At 31.7% G+C, this 19,279-nt stretch carries 19 protein-coding genes and 2 pseudogenes; 6 read left to right on the forward strand and 15 right to left on the reverse strand.

Going from position 1 to position 19,279, the window contains the following annotated elements; genetic code table 11:
• The 11 genes and pseudogenes from MHB70_RS29985 to MHB70_RS30035 all read right to left on the reverse strand — a co-directional run.
• Positions 1-763: pseudogene (locus MHB70_RS29985) on the reverse strand (hypothetical protein); the annotation flags it as partial.
• Between the two features lie 15 nt (positions 764-778).
• A complete protein-coding gene (locus MHB70_RS29990; RefSeq protein ID WP_061529833.1) occupies positions 779-1,864 on the reverse strand; it encodes a hypothetical protein in 1,086 nt (361 codons plus the stop codon).
• 259 nt (positions 1,865-2,123) lie between these two features.
• Positions 2,124-2,423, reverse strand: coding sequence for a hypothetical protein (locus MHB70_RS29995; protein WP_230306518.1), 300 nt, complete (start codon positions 2,421-2,423; stop codon positions 2,124-2,126).
• A gap of 43 nt (positions 2,424-2,466) precedes the next feature.
• Positions 2,467-2,775, reverse strand: a complete 309-nt coding sequence (locus MHB70_RS30000) for a hypothetical protein (protein WP_033666312.1) — start codon at positions 2,773-2,775, stop codon at positions 2,467-2,469.
• A 24-nt stretch (positions 2,776-2,799) separates the two neighbouring features.
• A complete protein-coding gene (locus tag MHB70_RS30005) occupies positions 2,800-3,024 on the reverse strand; it encodes a hypothetical protein (protein ID WP_061529835.1) in 225 nt (74 codons plus the stop codon).
• 29 nt (positions 3,025-3,053) lie between these two features.
• Entirely contained in the window at positions 3,054-3,497 is a 444-nt protein-coding gene (locus MHB70_RS30010) for a hypothetical protein (RefSeq protein WP_061529836.1), read from the reverse strand.
• Between the two features lie 554 nt (positions 3,498-4,051).
• A complete protein-coding gene (locus MHB70_RS30015; RefSeq protein WP_000514061.1) occupies positions 4,052-4,300 on the reverse strand; it encodes a hypothetical protein in 249 nt (82 codons plus the stop codon).
• A gap of 103 nt (positions 4,301-4,403) precedes the next feature.
• The gene (locus tag MHB70_RS30020) at positions 4,404-4,979 is read right to left on the reverse strand and encodes a hypothetical protein (protein ID WP_061529837.1); all 576 of its coding nucleotides are present in this window, start codon (positions 4,977-4,979) and stop codon (positions 4,404-4,406) included.
• Positions 4,980-5,013: 34 nt separating this feature from the next.
• Positions 5,014-5,472 carry a hypothetical protein gene (locus MHB70_RS30025; protein ID WP_061529838.1) on the reverse strand — a complete coding sequence of 153 codons (459 nt, stop codon included), beginning with the start codon at positions 5,470-5,472 and terminating at the stop codon, positions 5,014-5,016.
• Positions 5,473-5,630: 158 nt separating this feature from the next.
• A pseudogene (locus tag MHB70_RS30030) lies at positions 5,631-5,894 on the reverse strand (adhesin); the annotation flags it as partial.
• A 102-nt stretch (positions 5,895-5,996) separates the two neighbouring features.
• Positions 5,997-6,200 carry a helix-turn-helix domain-containing protein gene (locus tag MHB70_RS30035; RefSeq protein WP_061529840.1) on the reverse strand — a complete coding sequence of 68 codons (204 nt, stop codon included), beginning with the start codon at positions 6,198-6,200 and terminating at the stop codon, positions 5,997-5,999.
• A gap of 192 nt (positions 6,201-6,392) precedes the next feature.
• Here MHB70_RS30035 and MHB70_RS30040 point away from each other — a divergent pair, with 192 nt between their 5' ends.
• Positions 6,393-6,890 carry a helix-turn-helix domain-containing protein gene (locus tag MHB70_RS30040; RefSeq protein WP_061529841.1) on the forward strand — a complete coding sequence of 166 codons (498 nt, stop codon included), beginning with the start codon at positions 6,393-6,395 and terminating at the stop codon, positions 6,888-6,890.
• Between the two features lie 327 nt (positions 6,891-7,217).
• Positions 7,218-8,219 carry a hypothetical protein gene (locus tag MHB70_RS30045; RefSeq protein WP_061529842.1) on the forward strand — a complete coding sequence of 334 codons (1,002 nt, stop codon included), beginning with the start codon at positions 7,218-7,220 and terminating at the stop codon, positions 8,217-8,219.
• Positions 8,220-8,693: 474 nt separating this feature from the next.
• On the opposite strand, the gene MHB70_RS30050 is transcribed toward MHB70_RS30045, so the two are convergent.
• Positions 8,694-9,314 (reverse strand): DUF3967 domain-containing protein, encoded by a 621-nt coding sequence (locus MHB70_RS30050; RefSeq protein ID WP_061529844.1) that lies wholly within the window; start codon positions 9,312-9,314, stop codon positions 8,694-8,696.
• 278 nt (positions 9,315-9,592) lie between these two features.
• Here MHB70_RS30050 and MHB70_RS30055 point away from each other — a divergent pair, with 278 nt between their 5' ends.
• Positions 9,593-10,816 (forward strand): ParM/StbA family protein, encoded by a 1,224-nt coding sequence (locus tag MHB70_RS30055; RefSeq protein ID WP_061529845.1) that lies wholly within the window; start codon positions 9,593-9,595, stop codon positions 10,814-10,816.
• 20 nt (positions 10,817-10,836) lie between these two features.
• A complete protein-coding gene (locus MHB70_RS30060; protein ID WP_061529878.1) occupies positions 10,837-11,193 on the forward strand; it encodes a hypothetical protein in 357 nt (118 codons plus the stop codon).
• Positions 11,194-11,774: 581 nt separating this feature from the next.
• On the opposite strand, the gene MHB70_RS30065 is transcribed toward MHB70_RS30060, so the two are convergent.
• Positions 11,775-11,912 carry a Phr family secreted Rap phosphatase inhibitor gene (locus tag MHB70_RS30065; RefSeq protein WP_154698701.1) on the reverse strand — a complete coding sequence of 46 codons (138 nt, stop codon included), beginning with the start codon at positions 11,910-11,912 and terminating at the stop codon, positions 11,775-11,777.
• Between the two features lies 1 nt (position 11,913).
• On the reverse strand, positions 11,914-13,008 hold the full coding sequence (locus tag MHB70_RS30070) for a Rap family tetratricopeptide repeat protein (protein WP_061529846.1): 1,095 nt from the start codon (positions 13,006-13,008) through the stop codon (positions 11,914-11,916).
• A 197-nt stretch (positions 13,009-13,205) separates the two neighbouring features.
• Here MHB70_RS30070 and MHB70_RS30075 point away from each other — a divergent pair, with 197 nt between their 5' ends.
• Positions 13,206-13,409: a hypothetical protein gene (locus MHB70_RS30075; protein WP_061529847.1), complete on the forward strand. Its 204-nt coding sequence runs from the start codon at positions 13,206-13,208 to the stop codon at positions 13,407-13,409.
• 38 nt (positions 13,410-13,447) lie between these two features.
• Here the strand turns inward: MHB70_RS30075 and MHB70_RS30080 are convergent, their stop codons facing one another.
• On the reverse strand, positions 13,448-14,659 hold the full coding sequence (locus MHB70_RS30080; protein WP_061529848.1) for a replication initiation protein: 1,212 nt from the start codon (positions 14,657-14,659) through the stop codon (positions 13,448-13,450).
• 1,001 nt (positions 14,660-15,660) lie between these two features.
• Between MHB70_RS30080 and MHB70_RS30085 the strand changes: the two genes are divergently transcribed.
• The gene (locus MHB70_RS30085; protein ID WP_061529849.1) at positions 15,661-19,119 is read left to right on the forward strand and encodes a hypothetical protein; all 3,459 of its coding nucleotides are present in this window, start codon (positions 15,661-15,663) and stop codon (positions 19,117-19,119) included.
• The last annotated feature ends 160 nt before the right edge of the window (positions 19,120-19,279 follow it).

Consider the following 19,279-nt stretch of genomic DNA (forward strand, 5'->3'; position numbering starts at 1 on the left):
CTGGATCTGTTGGCTTCTCTGGATCTGTTGGCTTCTCTGGATCTGTTGGTTTACTTGGATCTGTTGGTTTTTCCGGCTCTGTCGGTTTCTCTGGATTTGTTGGTTTTTCCGGCTCTGTCGGTTTCTCTGGATTTGTTGGTTTTTCCGGTTCTATAGGTGGCTTTGGTTTTTCTGTCCCTGTATTTTCCGTATTCCCATTCTCACCCTCCGTTATAATTGGTGGGTTCACAATTTCATCTGGTTTCTTCTCTGGTGGAAGAATATCTCCTATACTCGCTACTGAAGAATCAATATTTTGATCGCCAAATGCAAAATGATCTCCATTCACGCTGACTTGTGGCTTATTATCCGTAATAGCTGCAATCACATTATCTTTTGTTGTATCTTGAAGTGTTTTATCTGTTGTTTCCTTATCAAAGAGTGCTAGAACACGAGAAGTGGTTTCATCCCCATTTTGAAGATTACTTACAATAGATTTTTCTTTAAAATTAATTTTTGATTTATCCAGCTCTTCTAGTACATAAGCAACTTCATTATCCTTACTTTGAATTGCATTCTCTGTAATTGCTTCAAAATCATGTTTGTTCAGATCTTCTTTCTTTTCATCCGGTTTATTCTTATCTACCTTTTTTGTAATAGCTGTTTTACTTTTTGATGATTCCTTACTCCCAAACCAACTGCACCCTGTTGTACTTAATATCAATGAACCACCCAGAAAAACAATTCCCATTTTTTTGTACAGATTCTCATAATTTAAAGGCATGTTATTCTTTCCCCCTTAGATGTTCTGTATATCTTTATCAATTTTTTCAATCTTAGCTTTCTTTTCTTCTTCACTTATCGTAGATTGTTGAATATCCCGTTTCTCTAATTCTTTGACCTCTTTCATTACGTTTTTATTTCCTTGCGTTTTGGCAAAAGAATAACAATCTTCATATTTTTTTAGACTTACAAAAGCTTCAACAATGAGTTTTTCACGTCTACCGTCCATATTGACTTTCCCTTTAAGCTTAATTACCTCCTCATATTTCTTATTAAGTGCTGCTTTTTCAAAGTCGATTACATCATTTTTGACATCAATTTCATTGATTTTATTCATGTTGTCTATCCCAATAAAATAAGCAACCACACTTTCTGCAAATTTCGGCTCATATTGTAATGCCTTATTTGCCTTTCCATTTAATAAATAAGTAAATAAAACTGCCTTCTGACTATCTTTATCTAATTCTGTGTAATTGACCTTATCGAAGTATTTAACGGCTTCTCCATACTGTTGAATGGCTGCCTGTTGTAATCCTTTTACTACATATTGTTCAGAACCAGCATTTGCACTCGAAACTGGATCGGAAGAGAATAACTTAAAGGCAAATATGGCACCCGCTCCAATTAACACCATGCTCCCTATAACACTCGCAATAATCTTAAATCCTTTTCTATTTTCCTTTCCAGGCTTTACTTGTGGCTCTATTTCATTCGATGGACCAGAAGAGGGTTCTTCCTTCCTTACTGGTAATTCTTCTTGATATTCATATTCTTCATGAAAAGGAGAATCATTGATTTCCCTTTCTAACGTTTCTAACAGCTCCTTTTTTTGTTCCTCTTGTTCTGGATCTAATTGCATCACATTCATTTTTTTAGAAATGTGATCAAAAATGTGATCTGCATATCTCGAACCAAGTGATAACGTACCGTTATAAATTTCATTGGAATGACCATCTAACAAATCGAAATCAATATGTTCTTGCCGCCCTGCCTCTCTATAAACTCGTTCTAATCGCTTCGTTAAGATATAAGCTTCATGAAACGAATATTGCTTACCTGACTCAATTTCTGTTCCATTGCTATTCTTAAAAATGACAAACATGGCTTCTCCTTTCTTCCGTTTAATTAAAATTCACTTCGACTGATCTCTTGAATTATGATTTTCAGCTTTATTGGTTGCGTACTTATGATAGATACAAAAAACAGAAATCAATATCCAAATAACTATGAAAAATATCACAGCTCTTAAGAATACTTCTGGTTTTAGCATTGAGATAATTGGTTGTATATCACCAATAACCAGAGCACTTTCAAATACACTCGGCACCCCCATAATACCCCTCCTAATTTCTTAATAAAATTTAAATCTTATTAAAGTTACTTTTGGGGTCTATTAACAAAATTTTTTCTTTATTCAATGCCGATTTTAATATTTCTTTTGCTCTAGATAGGGTTTGCATTCCACTCATACCTCTTAACTTCCCTCTAGTTATGATAATTTTAAAATTTTCTAACCTGTTATTATCACAATTCCCACATGTACCATTTAAATTGGAAATATTATTTTTTTTACTACATTTTTTACATTTAAAAAGAATCTCCACAAGAAACATCTCCTTTTTAATAAAATTCCAATGAAAAAAGGCAACAAAAAAAGCCATACCCTTTGCATAGCCTCCTCATTGCCTTATTTATATTTTTTCACTATTTCATCCAGAAAAACGGGAATAAGATTTGACCAAATTTCACATTGCTATTTACGCTCTCTGCTAAGTATTGGCATCCCATTACGATAACAAGTCCGGCTGCCCCACCAATAAACCACCAAATACATTTATGTCTTCCTCGTTCACCACCCCAAATTAATAGATAAGCGCCCCAGCAAAATACAATTGCTGTGCTCACCATTGCTCCTCTTTGCATCCATGTAATAAATGAATTCCCCGTATTAATTAGACCATCCATCGCATCACCTAACACTAACATTTGAGCTATTGTTTCCAACATATACATTCACTCCCTTTTCATTATTTATGCTTATACGTTACTAAGCTGACTTAACTCATTCGGCTTGCTGTCTTCTTTTACTTCTGTTGATATTGCTTTATAAGCTTGTAAAGCTTTCATTACTAAATCTTGATTTTCTTCAATGTATTTCTGATGATGTAAATGAAGCCAATGGTTATAATCCTGACCATTGGCTCTTAATAAATTTGCTACCATATCTTTTTCTTTTTTTAATTCTCTCTGTGTAATCGCCACTATATCACCACCTTTCAATGATTATGTGATTACTTCTGATATTGCTCTTTGCAATTTTGAACAAAATAGGTAACTTCTTTTTCAAGTTCCGAAAGTTTATCAATTGTAAATTTAATCTCTTTTTTCACCTTACCTTTTTCATAATATGCAAGAGTATCCCTTCTTTGCGATAATCCCCAATCATGAGGGTTACTTGTACTTGGAATATCGTCACGATTTTCATCTAAACCTTTTACTTCAATCTTTTCTTTTTCAGCTATTTTTTTTACAAGGAAGATCCACTCTTCACTATGCCTCATGTTAGACGTTAGCATAACAAAACCTGTGCCATCTTCACTCATGAACTTCTTCATTTCTAACGGACTAAGTCCCATTACTTCCCCTTTTCCCGAACTAAAGACAAATGTTGAACCAATACCAATTGCAATTAACAGTCCAACAACAGCGGAAATGATCCACCCTTTACGACTCATGCATGTTCCTCCCTATGTCATATTTTTATAAGCGATTTTGAAGTGTGATGAGACACATTTTAACTTCAACATCTGTCTTTATTTTATAACATTTAAAGGAAAGTGGGATAGAAAATGGAAATATCATTTATGGCTGGAATGACGAACCCTGTATTGGCATGCGTATAGAAACTAACCCCGACCTAGCTTCTATAGGCCCAATACCGCACTACGTATTTTGGCATGAACGTAGAACCTTATGTATCTACTGTTTGTATGGTTCATCGCTTCTTCAGAATGTCAAAATGGGATATTCCTCACGATAACTAGCGCAAACAGATTTTTGATACAATGCATTTCCCAGTGGTCACAGATGAGTTTTACGTTCTTACTCACCTAACGATAATCGTATACCTAACCCCTCTAGTGACCTTTTGAGGGGTGGCACGCATATATATTGTATTTTCACCTTTCTACATCATTACTGAAAGGAAGAGATACACAATATATATCTAAATTGTCAAAGAACAACTTACTTTGTGCTATGTTCTCAGCACACTTCAAAATCGCTTTTTTTATTTACACTTTTGTTTTACAGCTACTAATTCCGCATGTTTATTTTTTCTTTTAGCAATTAAGTTTTGATGTTCATCTCTAACCGAGCGCACTTGATAATAAATTTGAGCCACTTTTTCAATGCTTCCTGTGCTATTTTCAATTGCGATGGTGCCTTTCAGTTCGTATGTTTTTCCATCAAAAGTTTTAACACTATGAGCTTGTGATGCCGCAATATCATAAAATGTGAGTCTTTTTTCTTTTCCCATATGAACGCCTCCTATTTTTGATAGAGAAGGGAGAAAAGCGCTTCTCCCTCGTCTAGTTTTCTAGCCATCTAGATAGGATGAAATAGTGAACGAGTGCTTTAGATCATGCTAGGATTGTTGTGTTGTACGAAGTGATAATGCGTTGTGCTGCCTCTTTTCCGTATATGTGCTGTAATGCGGATTGAGATTCAACTACGATTGAATGCTGAATGTGGTATGTTGCGCTTTCTTTCAAAAACTGCTCCATATGAGGGATTGGGTACAAATCATATTGATGAAATACCAGGTGAATCGGTCTTATATTCTTGCATTCTGTTAGATATTGAAGAAAATTTGATAATGCTTCCCCTCTCTCTTGATACGTACTCGTTTCCGTTTCTACACTGATGTACACAACGGATTTTTGTTTTAGATCCATTTGTAGTGTTTCATAACCAGTTAATAAATCATGTTTGATGATTTGAAATCCTTGTTTTCGTTTTTCTTGATGGGTATCTTCATAAAAGATGCCTTTCGGATCAAAAATGAAAATAAAATCATCTGCTGTTTTCTTCACACCTTCTATGACCGTTTTATAAGCTCCAAAACGAGCTTTTATGACACCTGCAACCTTTTCCCCTTCATTCAGTTCTTTCAACGCTCTAATCACCTTTGTATACTTCTTAGCTACGCCTAACATGTATTGCACTCCTTCCTATTTCATTTCCCTCTTCCTACTGAAACCAAAAATACTCTTTTTGTTCCTCTTGCTTTTCACGTTGATGTTTTTCAAGAATGTATAGCAAAGTGATAGTTATCGCATCCCTTGTTTCTTTTGAATAAAGACCTAGCTCATGGAAGATATGATATGCTGAATGCTCACTTTCGAGCGAATTTACTACCTCTACCAAGTTCGCTTCACTCTCATACATTTTTTCCGTGAACTCAATAACTTTTTTTACATCTAGGTAATATAGGTTTTTATGCCGTTGATCCAGATACAAAATACTTCCTGCCAATAATTTTGTAGCGGATTCTATCCAATAATCATGTTGCTTTAATGGTTTAATTACAGTTTGAGAGATTGAAATTGCTTGCATCAATTCTTCAGGTAACCAAGCACTCTTGCGCCGCATAACGTCTTCCCCAGGTTTCCCTAAATTTTTCATTTTACCGACGTAGATTTCTGACATTTCATTTCATCTGCCTCTCGGTTTCTTATATATTGCTCCCTATCCAAAGAACAACTGTCCAAATGGGAATTACGAGTATACATGCATTTCGACATCCAATAGCAAAGCCTAACGGATTTTCATCAATTTCGCTAAAATGAGCTTCACATTCTTTCATATTAAGATTGAGATTTCTTACAGTTTCTTACTGCAAATACAGCTCCAATTAAGCCGGGTACGACACATGCAAGACCAATCCATTTTATGTATGGATTTTCAGCTTTACCGCCTGTTGTCGGAAGATACGTTTCGATTTTCTTTGGTGTTTGTTCTAGTTGTGGAATGACAGGTTTTCCAGTTACTTTTGGTTGTTCTTCTACCTGTAGTTGTGGAGTTTCTGATGTAAGTGATGGCGGCTTCTTCTGCTCCTTCATCGTATGTTTATTTAAATTGTTAATTCTATTTGAATTACTAGTTTTTTTTACTATAATTAATTGTATATGGTTACTTTTTATCTTTATTTAACACTAGTAACTATTTTAAAGTTATTCCCGAATTCGATAATACGTTGGTACAAAAAAGTGTTCCACAGGCTTGTTAAAGAATTTTGAAATTTTTTCTGCCCGTTCTGCATTAACTCCAGATGTTCCTTGTTCTATAGAATGTAACACTTGGGGGCTAATGTTTAATTTTTGAGAAATGAACTCTAAGGAACAATTCCTAACCTTTCTCTCATATTTCAAATTCAATTTATAACCTCCTTTCGGTTACTCTTATATGTATCATATATCACTTTTAAAGTTAAAACAACTATTATTTTTTGTTTTTTATATTTTTATCACTTTTAAAGTTAAACATACCCTCTAAGGAGTTAAAAAAACCGTATATACTGTAAAAAAAGGAAATGCACATCATAAAATTAAGAGGGAGGAAAATAATAAATGAGTATTTTTGGTGCACGTGTAAAAACACTAAGATTAGAAGCTGGTTGGAGCATGAAACAATTGGGGGAAGAAATAGGACAGATCACCGGAACAAGTTTTGCTCAAACAACGGTTTCAAATTGGGAAAATAAAGGGGCTGAACCTCCATATAGCGTTTTAATAGTTATAGCGAATCTTTTCCAGGTCAGTACAGATTATCTGGTTGGCAATACTCAAACCATTCAAAACAGGGAATCGTCTTTAGAAGGACATCAAACAAAAATGGAGATTAATATAAAAGATACAGAAGATGAACAAAATCACGAACTACCTTTTATGACACATGACCTTTATGAAGATCTACTTACATTACCACTAAACAAAAAAGAACAATTAGAGAAGCAACTTCATGAATACACAGAATTTATTAGTTATAAGTATGACAAATTACAAGAAGAATATATGAATTTCAGAAAATATATCCAATACGAAATTAAAGCCTCCAGTTCAAATTAACCGGAGGCTTTAATTAAGTTACATTCTTTTATTCTTACATTAACGATTGATATCTCATAATAATAGTTATACAATAGGGCATATAAAGAAATATAACCTTATTAAGGTTAAAAAACAAAAAATAAACCCTACCACAACCTGTTTTTAATTGGCATATCACTTTGGCGGGTGAACCAATTAAAAACTCAATCAGAGTAGGGGGTTTATTTATTATTATATTTTCTACATATTTATTATAGCATGTGAAAAATATAATGTGAATAAAAACCTCTACTTTTCCAGCATTTTTCTGTTTATTTGTGGTGGAAAAAAACAGGAGGTTTTTTCGTGTTATTATATAACTTTTTGCTTAGTCGAGCAAAAGCTGAATTAAGTCCTCGAATTAAACATTTACCCAAAACACCAGGGACTATTAATCAAGCAATTAAGAAAGTTACTACATATATTGATAAAATTGTCCTTAAACATGAAGGTGTTACCACGAAAGATTACCTTACCAATAGACAATACGAAGCCTTAGAAACCATTTTATCTTATTTAGTCCAAGAAGGGTATGCCCAAGTAAGGCAAATTCGTATTAGTAAAAAATCCGGTATTTCTAAACCCATTATTAATTACGTGATGAATTGGTTACAAGATTTAGGAGTATGCCAACAAATAAAAGTAAGACGGCACGGAAAGATCGCTCCTTCCATTTACATCTTGACTATACATAATAATTATTTAAAAATCATTGAATACTTCAAGGTGAAATGGGCTTTAGCTATTGATATATGCTCCACTTTCACTGAGATTTTAAAGAAGAAAGCTTCACAAGAAAAAAGTGAATCTGAAGATGAAAATCAAATATCTGTTTCACCTAATGGATTAGATATTTTTGATATTGAAACGGGAAAACAATTACAATCTGAACCTACTTCTACTCAAAATCGAGAGGAAGATTTAAACACTTACTTAAGTGAAGATCAGAAAAGAGCATACCACCATATAATGAGTCAGCGTGTAACAAATTTAACTGAAAATGATGCTTATGTCGTTGCTTTAAGATTGCCACCAGATTTAGATAACTTAGGAACGTCTGGTAAGTGGGCTTTTGAAGAATCTGTTGAATGGTTTAGAGAAAACAATGCTGATTATAGCGCCCCAGCTCATTTTATGAAAATGTTTAGTGAGAAATTAAAATCTTATCAAAAACAAAGAATAATTGAATCTCAAAAACGTCTTGCAAATATGGGAATTGATAAAAAGAAAACTAGTACACTCCCAATCTATAATTGGCTCGATGATCCTAAAATAGATGTGTTATTACAAAAGTTAAACAAAAATTAAACAAATCTTTAATCGTAAAAAAATTATTATTATCTAGCCTTGCTTGAAAAAAATCATATACAGCAAGGCTATTTGTCATGTCTTTATTAGCGCCTCCACTATATTCATATGGTTCCAGACACTTAAAGAAAAAAATAACCCCAATTTGCATCTAGAACTTTCAGTTCCCTCCTAAAATTCCAATAAAAAATATTTCTTTTTTAAAAATATGCACTCTAGATTTTACCCACATTTTACCTTGGAAATTTACTAAGATAAAAATCTGGACTCCTTGTGAGAGTAAGAGTTAAAGGCTATATTTTTTTCTAATGTTTTTATTGGTTTTATTTTTTTAAACAAGATTTAATAAATAAAGCATTCTAATAAAAATTTGTAATTTTTTAGCGAGCCTTATCAAATTCATAAAATACAAAGGGAAGATTGTTAGTTATTTACAATCTTCCCTAAATTTCAATACTAATCTTTAAATCAGAACTACTTTTTAAATAGTTTAGTAAACCAGGATTTTTCCTGCTTGCTAGAGGTTATTAACTTTTTCGTTTCGTGTACCTCTCTAATTAGTTCTAACAATTGTTGATCTTTACTATTTATTTTAGAGTCGAAAACCTTCTGTTGTTCGTCAATCTTAGTAAGAAGTGCTTTATTAGATTCCTCTAATTCTTTCATATGTTGAATTAATTGTATATTTAGTGCTTCTTGATTTTGAAGATATACAGCAACATCAGTCATATTTTCATGCATCATTTCAAGAATCGGCTTATTCATAATATCGTCTTGTTTAGTTTCTTCATCAATCACAATATAATTTACAGTTCCCTTTAATACGTTCTCAATTACATCTGGTGGTTCTTGTGCATCCTTCAGATTGGCTATTAATTTAAAAAGCTCTAGGGATTCTCTCTGATATCTTAGGGTTCTTCCCTTTGTTCCTGGTACCGTTGGTAAGTATGGCTTAAATTGATCCCTCCAGGCTTGAATGGTTGTACGTGGTTTTTTAAGTATTCTTGCGATATCAGCAAGTGAATAGGTTTTTTTATACGTACTGTCCTGGCTGCCATGCCGCGATTCCCCAGTTTGTTCTTCCCCTATCGTCATTAGTCGTCATCACCTCGTTATATGTTTTTAATACGTTATTTTAAGTTAGCTGTTAATCGTTAATGGATAAAATCCAGGTTCGTCATGTTGTTGTATGTTCGTTATTCGTCTAATTCGATTAATGACAAGTGTTTTCCTTCGAATAAATGTCTCTAAAAATAAGTACGACTTAAGTCGTACTTATTTTTAGAAAACGGTTGTTATTTTGGTTAATTGTGCTAAAATATAATTAATAGTAATACTTAAGTCGTACTTATAGTATAGAGGAGGAAATTTAAATGAAAATCGGAAGAAAAGTAGCGGATTTCGGAAATAGTTTCAATAATTTTATGGTTGATGGTTATTATATTGAGCTTGCAACTAATGTAGTTAAGATTTCAAAGAAAAAAGCTGAAGATTTACTTGTTGATCGTATTTCTAGACCAGAAGATTTGTTAGATAGATTGCTTATCTCAACTGAAATTGAGGGTGAAGAATCTTATTATTTAGTAGGAAAATTAGCTGAAGATAATCAATTAGCAAACTCTCATGTAAATAAAATGCATGATAAAATTAATAGCCCTATCCCATACATAAGCTTTTTAGGGGCAATTGCATATTATCATGCACTTAACGCTGATAAAGACGATAATGAAGTTCAAATTGAAAACATGAATATGATGCTTCCAATTTGGCTTTTAAAGCGTGAAGAGAAATTTAGCATTGCCCACAAAAAGATGGAACAAAGATTTATTGGTGAACATAAAGTTAAAGTGTTAACACCAGGAATGGAAAGAGATTTAACGATTACGGTTAATACAGCAAAGTGTAGAAATGAATCAGAGGTTGCCAGACATTCATTAAAATATAAAATGGTTTTAAAAGATAAAAATTCAAATGTAATTAGTATTGAAAAACGTTATGAATCTGAGAAATTTGATGATTATGAAGTTGTTTTAACTGATATTGGTGGTGGATCGACAGATGCCGTACAATTAGGTAAGGGCCTTACTACACCTAAACACAGAGATTCGTTCCAAGTGATTGATATTGAGCCGTTCTTAGGATATCTAGAGCGTTTTAGAAAAGAAAAATTAATTCAATATTTTAAAGATCTAAGAACGTTAGAGAAATTTATTGTTAATAATTATAAAAATCAGGAGTATGTGCTTTCGAATGAAAATACTGGCGAAGAATATGATTTCACTACTGAAATTGTAGGTGCACTACAAGAATATGCAACAATTTTAGTTGCTAAAGTGTTGGATGTATTCATTCCATCAAGTACAAACACAGTATTGAAATTTATCTATATCGGAGGCGAAGCTCCAGTTCTAGAACCATATATCCGTCTTGCTTTATTAGAACATATGTCTGAAACAGCTGCTAAAAACAATCACTTCTTCTTGAACGACATTATTCAAAGCAACGAGAAGGAAGTATTTGCTCCAACATCACGTACAATTAACCTAGCTGCACTAGAATTAAAAGCAATTGATGAGATGAAGGGACAGTTAGCTTAGAATAAAGGGACGTGCTGATGATGGCTAAAAATAGAAAGATGGCATTACAAGCTGAGAATATGCCTGATGATGTATATAAGATCCTTAATGAAAAAGCTAGTAGTAGGCAATTAACAGCTTTTGTTGTTGAATTAGTACAAAATGAAAAACGTTATGAACAATTAATACAAAAATTAGATAATGTAGAACAAAGATTAAACTTGTTAGATACAGTTGAAAGTAAATTGGATCTTCTATTGAATAATGGATTTGTTTCAGCCACAGAACAGGAAAATATAAAAGCTGAAGAGCCAGTACTACAAGAAGGTAGAATTATTGATGCTAAAGAAGTTATTGGTGGGATTTCTAAGGAAGATAGCGAAGAGATAGATTTCTAAGAACATAACTAAATGAGTGAAATCAGTATAAGTAAAAAGACAACAAGACGAATAATCATATGAGGGAGTGCTTACTTATTAAAGAAAGCACTCCCTTTTTATATTATATACGAATTATCGTTCTAATGAGAACATACCTATATACTGAAAGTGGTGAGCTTATGGAAGCACCAGGAAATCACCAAAAAAAGCGAACTAAGATTCCAAAATCCTTTTCGCTTTTGATAATTATCTTAATTTTATTGTATTTGTTTCAATCAGTCGTTTTGCAAATTATAGGAATCTTGTTGATTATCACTCTTATATGTCTAGGCTTTTATTACCTCGGACATTTGTTATTTAGGATAATGGCTTTTATTATTGTAGTAAGTAGTGTTATATGTGCCATTTGTGTATTAGGATATTTTTTATAGCATTAAAATGTAAGTAAAATTATAACTTAAAAATGAGGAAACCGACTGAGAATCAGCAATTTCCTTTACTTTGATAAGGTTTTCAAGATTTAGGCATCTCTTTTATTTAATATAAGAAAAGGGAGTTATAATCATTAAATTATAACTCCCTTTTTATATAAACCATCTTCATCCAGTATTTCCATCTGCCATCATATATACGGAATATTTATGTGCATTCGGGTTTTCTGTACTTGGAGAATTGAACCCTAGAGTCATAATCCCTACTGCCATAATACTCATTAAAACAATTTTCATTTTCCTCATATTATTTTAAAGCCTCCTTTTCAAAAACTTTTTCCTTTGCCTCATAACTTAAGAAGAAATATGTACTAGCTTTTTCGAAATTTGCTTCGGTATGAAATTTTACAGCTAACAACTCACTATACTCTTGAACATACTCCCATAAATTTTCGCCTTTAAAGTAGTCCATTCCTGCTAGTACTACTTTTTCTAAATCTTCTGTTGAATTATTATTGCACAGTTCGTTCATAATTTTAAAACGATATTTATATTCAGTGAGTTCTAATGTATTTGAGATTTGTAGCCCATCTTTAATCAACTCTAGTGCGATCTCATTTTCATTTAAATTAATTCGTTGTTTAGCTTCAACAAAAAGTGCTTTATAATTCCCTGGCATTTTTTCATTTACTTCTGTTAAATATCTAATCGCTAAACGAGATTGTTTTTGATTTGCATACATTAAACCGATATTCTGTCGACCGATTAGAATATCACGTTCATTACCAAATTTACGGAACTGTTCTATAGCTGAAATGAAGTATTCTTCTGCTAATTTATACTCTTTTAAGTGTGTACATGCTAATCCTAGTAAATTATCACAATAAGCTAATTTTATCTCACAATCTGGATTTTTCAAAAAAATTTCTTTTGCAATTGTAACGTACTTAATAGCTAAAAGTGATTGGTAAATATGATAGTGGAAAACGGATAAATTATAATAAAATTCAGCTTTTTCTAGTTCATCTGGAATATGAATTAATAGCTTTTCTGCTTTGGTATAATGTTTCTCTGCCAAAGTATAACTTCCAACTGACTTAGAATGAATAGCTTTAAAGAAATGGTAGTAATATGCTAAAAAATCTTCTGGTGGCGTTTCAAAGGCCTCAATTTTATCAAAGCTTTTTTGTGAAATACTTAGATTGTTAATTAAATAGTTATAACGAAAATCTAACAGAGAATAATAAAAGAGTAAATTTTGATTTTCTTTTAAATTATTTATCTGTTTTTCGATCTCTTCTTTTAATATTTTTGAGTTCTCTCTATGTCTAGAACGAATTTGTAAATACCATTCATTAAGTAATTCAGTAAGTTGTTCATTTCCCTGTAACTGAACGTTCATATAATCCTCCCCATCACCTCATAATAAAAGGAATATTCTTATAATATATAATATCAAATAATGCAATTGTTCAGATTACCAAGAAGAATGTTTCAATAATTAACTGAATATTCAGTTAATTATTGGTTGTAATAATATATGCTATAAGTATATTATGCTATCTCTTATAGTATTAAAGCGTAAAAGGAATGAGGATTATGGAAAAATACCCAATTGAATTTACAATTACATCTCCTAATGGAGAAGTGTATCAACCCGATATTGTATACATTACAGCAAATACACCCGATGTTGCTATACAGCAAGTGGAAAATGAGATAGAGAATAGAATGGGTAAGTATTATACATATAAAGTGAAAATTTGTATGCAAAATGAGGAAGAACAACTTTCTTTATTTTAAAAAGTTCTTTCATTCTGAAAGAACTTTTTAAAATAAAATTAATATCTTTTCTTACTTCTATTCCTTTTAATAAATTCATAAATTTTATCCATAACAAACGTTTCTTTTTCTTTCCAAATAGCTTCAGCTTCTTCTAATGCAACTACTTTCACCAATTCTTCGATTGTTGTATCTTTAACTAAAAATGTAGCTACAGTCCCTGTAGATGTTGAATATTTAGTAATAACTGAATCTATAATAGTATCAATTTCTAGTAAAGTATTATTAGACTCATCTTCATTTTGAATACTTTCGTTTGATATTTGTTTATCGGACAGTTCTTTTAATCGAGAATTGAGAATAAATTCTACATAACCGATTGGTGAATCAATATCTGAACGAAAACGTATATCCTCGATTATCTCTAATACAATTTCTTTATGCGCTGCCCATTTCTCAAACACTTTTGGAAACACCTTTTCTTTACAGCGTTCTTCAAATCTTTTAATTTTTTGTTCGAATGTATTTGGCTGTTGAAATTTATCTAATTTCTTTTCAAAATGAACTAGATCAGAATCTTTCTTTTTCTGAGCGCGGATGATGAATCTAATTTTTTGTACTTTCCTACCTAATTTAATTTCCTCAAATTCAAAAGAAATATCTGTTTTTTGGTTTAATTCTTTTTGAGAGGGCTTCAACACACGTTGTTTGAAGTTTGCATAATTAGGGTATACATCCATTGCATCTAAGTAATATCTTAAATTTTCCAGACTAATTGTACGTTCTTTTAGATCTTCGTATTGCTTAAGTAATTCATAAATACGTATAGCATATGTACTTTTTAATTTAACAACATTAGCCAATCTATAGCTTGTAAATTTGCTACTTAATTCTAATAAGAATGGCTTTAATAAAGGATCGAAACGCATATCAATTGTCCCTTTATTTCTATTGTAAATTGCTGAAGAAAGCCAGGATACTTGTATTAATTCTTCCCCTGCCCGAATTTCAATTACTTTAGATAATAATTCCTTTGTAATTTTACTTAACTCTGTATATTTAGTAGATCCATTCAAACCAAGTAGATCATGAAATTGTTTAATTGGGAATGTATATGTTTTAAAATCCCGATCATTGGGTTCAATATTACTAGCCAAACATAGTAACATCTTTTGTTCAACTAAATTCAAACGTGAATTAGCTTCTATCAAGGTATTTGATTTAGAAACAATATTATTCTCTTTAATTTGTAAGTCTTGATTTATAGACATATCTAAATACGTCCTTCCTTTCTTACCTCTACTGCTAAATTAACTATAACAAATAAAGACCTTTTGTTATAGTTAATTTTTTACCAATAAAACAATGGATTTCTGAATATAAGATATTTGAGTACTTACATAATTATCTTATGTAAAGTGCTCAAATAATGAAAATTAATCTTTATAAAATTATAAGAATATATAGAATGTAACCAAATTTGTTATCTTTAGAACCACTTTTGTTATAGATAGATAACCAAATTTGTTATCTTTAGAACCATTCTTGTTATAGATGGGCAACCAAATTTGTTATCTTTAGAACCATTTTTGTTATAGGTTAAACCAAATTTGTTATCTTTAGAACCATTTTTGTTATAGATAGGTAACCAAATTTGTTATCTTTAGAACCATTTTTGTTATAGATAAAACCAAATTTGTTATCTTTAAAACCACTTTTGTTATGTTTAAGTGCTATAATCCCTTATATATCAACATGTTTCAGCTTCCTAAAACATATAAACATATAAAACATATAAAACAATTAATATATAAAACAAACAAACATAAGAATGTTGTTTGCTTTATATATTAATTTTTATTACTGTAATATTTCTTACCTTAAAAGAAGAACCATTTATAAAACCAAATTTGTTATTTTTAATTTATACCCTATATAAGTACAGCTAAAGAATATGTTTCAGTTCAATATCATCCGTAGTTTCATATGCATATATCACAGATTGTATAGAAGCTATATACACCTGTTACTAATCCCCGTTTTGACTGAATTTAAAACTATCTAGGTTATGGGGAAATTTGAATCGATATTAATAAAAGTAGATTGCTTTACATTAGATGGCACTCAGGGGGGTGTCTTTTTTCAAGAAAAGATCCCTACACAAAGTGTAGCAATCAAAAGCAAAACAACTTTATAAAGTTGTTTTGAGCTGATGGATCTTTTTCATGTAAAATAGATATAATATCATAAATTTTCAGAAGAGGGTGTTTTCTTGAGTGCAATCAAAATTGAGGATATTTATCAAGAAGTACTGGATGGTAAAAGAAAACAGTTTCCACCATATACATGGAGTGAAGATATAAACAGAAATTTAGTCAAAAGAGTAATAAAATACTTAGTAGAGATAGTCCTTAATTGGGATGACAATATGTTAAAAGAAGGATGGAATAAAAAACTAATTAAAAAATACAAACTAGATGGTGCTGTTTGTATGATTTATCGAGGAAGCCCCTATGCGATGTTGAATGATGCATATCCAGATCGATTTAAAGAATGGGAATTTAAAATGGCTCCTCTTAATTTTTGGACAAAAGAAAAAGGATTAGAAGCTTTAAAGTGGACTATTGAAACAAAAGAGAAGCTTACAGATGAACAATTATTACAAGTGTATGGGACTAAATGGCTAACTCGACATAAAATAATATCACCATGTGCTAAATTTTTTAATCATAGCCCTTACATTATGCTAAATGCTTTATATCCAGGGAAGTTTCGGGAATGGGAAATGAAACATACTCCAAGTAACTTTTGGACAAAGGAAAATGCTTTAGAAGCGTTACGATGGACTATTGAAGAAAAAGAAAAATTAACAGATGAACAGTTATTTGAAGTGTACAATATCAATTGGTTGAAACAACATAACTTAGCCCCGGCTTGTCAAATTCATTGGAGAAATAGTCCATACAGCATGTTAAACGCCTTGTATCCGAATCATTTTAAGGAATGGATGTTTAAAGTTACACCAAGTAATTTTTGGACAAAAGAAAAAGGATTAGAGGCTTTACGTTGGACAATCGAAGAAAAAGAAAAGTTAACAAATAAAGAACTACTATGTGTATATAATCAACCATGGTTAAACCGACATAAATTAAATACACCAATGAAAAGATATTGGAATGGAAGTCCCTATGCTTTTCTCAATGCCCTATATCCAGGGATGTTTAAAGAATGGGAAATGAAAATGGCACCTGTTAATTTTTGGACAAAAGAAAAAGGGTTAGAAGCTTTAAAGTGTACGATTGAGGAAAAAGAAAAATTAACAGATGAACAGTTGTTACGAGTATATGGAACAAAATGGTTACAGGAACATAAACTCAGTACCCCTTGTAATAAGTATTGGAATGCGAGTCCCTATGCAATGCTAAATGAATTATACCCAGGCCGTTTTAAAGAATGGGAATTAGAGAATGTTCCTACAAATTTTTGGACAAAAGAAAAATCAATAGAAGTTATCAAATGGAATATTGAAAGTAAAGAGAAGTTAATTAAAGAAAATTTAATACAGATTATCAATACAGAGTGGCTTAAAATGCATCGGTTAATAACACCATTTAATAAATATTGGAATGGGAATATTTACGCAATGCTGAATGAATTATACCCAGGAGATTTTAAAAAATGGGAAATGAATAAGGTTTCTAATAATTATTGGACAAAAGAGATTACCTTGAAAGTGTTTAGAGAAATATTACAGGAAAAAGGAAATGTATCTAACGAAGAATTTTTACAAAAATATAATATGGAATGGATTAAGCGAAACGGACTAACTACTCCCCTAGCAATGTATTGGAGTAATAATCCATACAATTTATTACATGATGCATATCCAGTTCGTTTTACTCATGAAGTAATAAAGGCGTATAAGCGAATTCAGCAACTCCGTTCTGTAGTCCCTCAAGATGTGGAACTTGGTCATAGAAGCTCAAATAGTGTATTAACAATAGAAGAAATTTATCAAGAAGTGTTAAATGGAAAAAGAGATAGTTTTCCTTATTATGTTTGGAGTGAAGGCGATAAAAAACTTTTGGCAAGAAGAGTCACAAAATACTTAATTGAAGTAATTTTGAATTGGGATACAGAAGAGATAAAAAAAGGTTGGAATGGAAAGGTTATTAAAAAATACAAATTAAACGGTATGGTAACCCTAGTATACAATGGAAGTCCCTATGCAATGTTAAATGATTTGTATCCAAACCGCTTCAAAGAATGGGAGTTAAGTTATACCCCAAGTAACTTTTGGACCAAAGAAACAGCGATTGAAGCGTTACGATGGACAATTGAAGAGAAAGAAAAACTAACAGATGAACAGTTGGGTAAAGTATACAGCCAAAAATGGCTGGTGAAACATAAATTAGCTTCACCATGCTATTTGCTTTTTAATAGTAGCCCATACGCAATGTTAAATAAGCTATATCCAAACCGCTTTAAAGAGTGGGAGTTAAGTTATACCCCAAGTAACTTTTGGACAAAAGAAACGGCAATTGAGGCATTACGATGGACTATTGAAGAAAAAGAAAAGTTAACAGGTGAACAATTGCTAAAAGTTTATAGTGATAAGTGGCTGCAAGAAAAAAGAATACTTACACCTTGCTGTAAGTATTGGAACTGTAGTCCCTATGCAATGTTAAATGAATTATATCCAAACCGTTTTAAGCAATGGGAACTTAAGAATGTTCCTTCAAATTTTTGGACGAAAGAAAAAGCACTAGAAGCATTACGATGGACTATTGAAGAGAAAAAAAGATTAACAGATGAGCAACTTAAAAAAATTTACAATATAGCATGGGTGAAAAAACAGCGACTAATTACGCCTCTTATGACATATTGGAATTTAAGTCCATATATGATGTTAAACGAATTATATCCAGGCCGTTTTAAAGAGTGGGAATTTAGTGTGGTACCTAGAAACTTTTGGACCAAGGAAAAAGGATTAGAAGCACTACGATGGACAATTGAAGAGAAAGAAAAACTAACAGATGAACAGTTATTACAAATCTATAGTAATCAATGGCTGGTGAGACATAGACTTGTGACACCATTAAATAAACATTGGAACAACTCTTATGAAATGTTAAACGATTTATACCCAAATCGTTTTAAAGAGTGGGAACTACAGAAGGTCTCTAAGAATTTTTGGACGAAAGAAAAAGGATTAGAGGCATTACGATGGACTATTGAGGAGAAAGAAAAACTAACGGATGAACAGTTATTAAGAGTATACGATATAACATGGATGAAAAAACATAGAATAGGTATGCCAGTTTATGAGTATTGGAGTAACAATCCGTATTTGATGTTACATGACCTATATCCTAATAAGTTTTCGAAAGAAGTTATGAAAACTTACGTGTCAATGCGTAAGTGGTTTAAAGACTTTTTTGAAACGGAAGGGTATTCAAAAATACTAAATTTAGTGTGGGAAAATAGCTATGTACATGGTGATACATTTGTTTTTACAAACGTAAAAAGAGAAGAAGTTATTCAATTTTTTTACCAAATTAAAGGAGCAAGTTCTATTGAATCACGTTATAACGAACCTAAAGGAAGAGAAGAGTGGTATTGTACACTAAGTAAATGGCATCCATTTGTCTTAAAGTTAAAAGAGCTAGGTTGGAAGGATACTGAAGACAGCACAAATAGTCCACAAAATAGGTATATGCCTGTTAACTAAATGAAAACGATGGATATCATATTTTCGAATGGAACCTGTATAGATTGCAAAACACTTTCCACATGATATAATATAAGTACAAACAAAGGTATACTCTAGTCAATAAAATCATACAATAAAAAAAGAGAGCAACATGCGCTAACATGTGCTCATCTTTTTA

The sequence above is a fragment of the Bacillus sp. FSL M7-1020 genome (genome assembly GCF_038050415.1).
GTDB lineage: Bacteria > Bacillota > Bacilli > Bacillales > Bacillaceae_G > Bacillus_A > Bacillus_A toyonensis.

What these genes read in the sequence shown, in the direction of transcription:
- MHB70_RS30070 (WP_061529846.1), bottom strand. Translation starts at nt 13,008, where the DNA reads ATGAACGTTCAGTTACAGGGAAATGAACAACTTACTGAATTACTTAAT.
- MHB70_RS29990 (WP_061529833.1), bottom strand. Translation starts at nt 1,864, where the DNA reads ATGTTTGTCATTTTTAAGAATAGCAATGGAACAGAAATTGAGTCAGGT.
- MHB70_RS30055 (WP_061529845.1), top strand. Translation starts at nt 9,593, where the DNA reads ATGAAAATCGGAAGAAAAGTAGCGGATTTCGGAAATAGTTTCAATAAT.
- MHB70_RS30040 (WP_061529841.1), top strand. Translation starts at nt 6,393, where the DNA reads ATGAGTATTTTTGGTGCACGTGTAAAAACACTAAGATTAGAAGCTGGT.
- MHB70_RS30075 (WP_061529847.1), top strand. Translation starts at nt 13,206, where the DNA reads ATGGAAAAATACCCAATTGAATTTACAATTACATCTCCTAATGGAGAA.
- MHB70_RS29995 (WP_230306518.1), bottom strand. Translation starts at nt 2,423, where the DNA reads ATGGCTTTTTTTGTTGCCTTTTTTCATTGGAATTTTATTAAAAAGGAG.
- MHB70_RS30080 (WP_061529848.1), bottom strand. Translation starts at nt 14,659, where the DNA reads ATGTCTATAAATCAAGACTTACAAATTAAAGAGAATAATATTGTTTCT.
- MHB70_RS30010 (WP_061529836.1), bottom strand. Translation starts at nt 3,497, where the DNA reads ATGAGTCGTAAAGGGTGGATCATTTCCGCTGTTGTTGGACTGTTAATT.
- MHB70_RS30025 (WP_061529838.1), bottom strand. Translation starts at nt 5,472, where the DNA reads ATGTCAGAAATCTACGTCGGTAAAATGAAAAATTTAGGGAAACCTGGG.
- MHB70_RS30015 (WP_000514061.1), bottom strand. Translation starts at nt 4,300, where the DNA reads ATGGGAAAAGAAAAAAGACTCACATTTTATGATATTGCGGCATCACAA.
- MHB70_RS30000 (WP_033666312.1), bottom strand. Translation starts at nt 2,775, where the DNA reads ATGTATATGTTGGAAACAATAGCTCAAATGTTAGTGTTAGGTGATGCG.
- MHB70_RS30065 (WP_154698701.1), bottom strand. Translation starts at nt 11,912, where the DNA reads ATGAGGAAAATGAAAATTGTTTTAATGAGTATTATGGCAGTAGGGATT.
- MHB70_RS30060 (WP_061529878.1), top strand. Translation starts at nt 10,837, where the DNA reads ATGGCTAAAAATAGAAAGATGGCATTACAAGCTGAGAATATGCCTGAT.
- MHB70_RS30020 (WP_061529837.1), bottom strand. Translation starts at nt 4,979, where the DNA reads ATGTTAGGCGTAGCTAAGAAGTATACAAAGGTGATTAGAGCGTTGAAA.
- MHB70_RS30050 (WP_061529844.1), bottom strand. Translation starts at nt 9,314, where the DNA reads ATGACGATAGGGGAAGAACAAACTGGGGAATCGCGGCATGGCAGCCAG.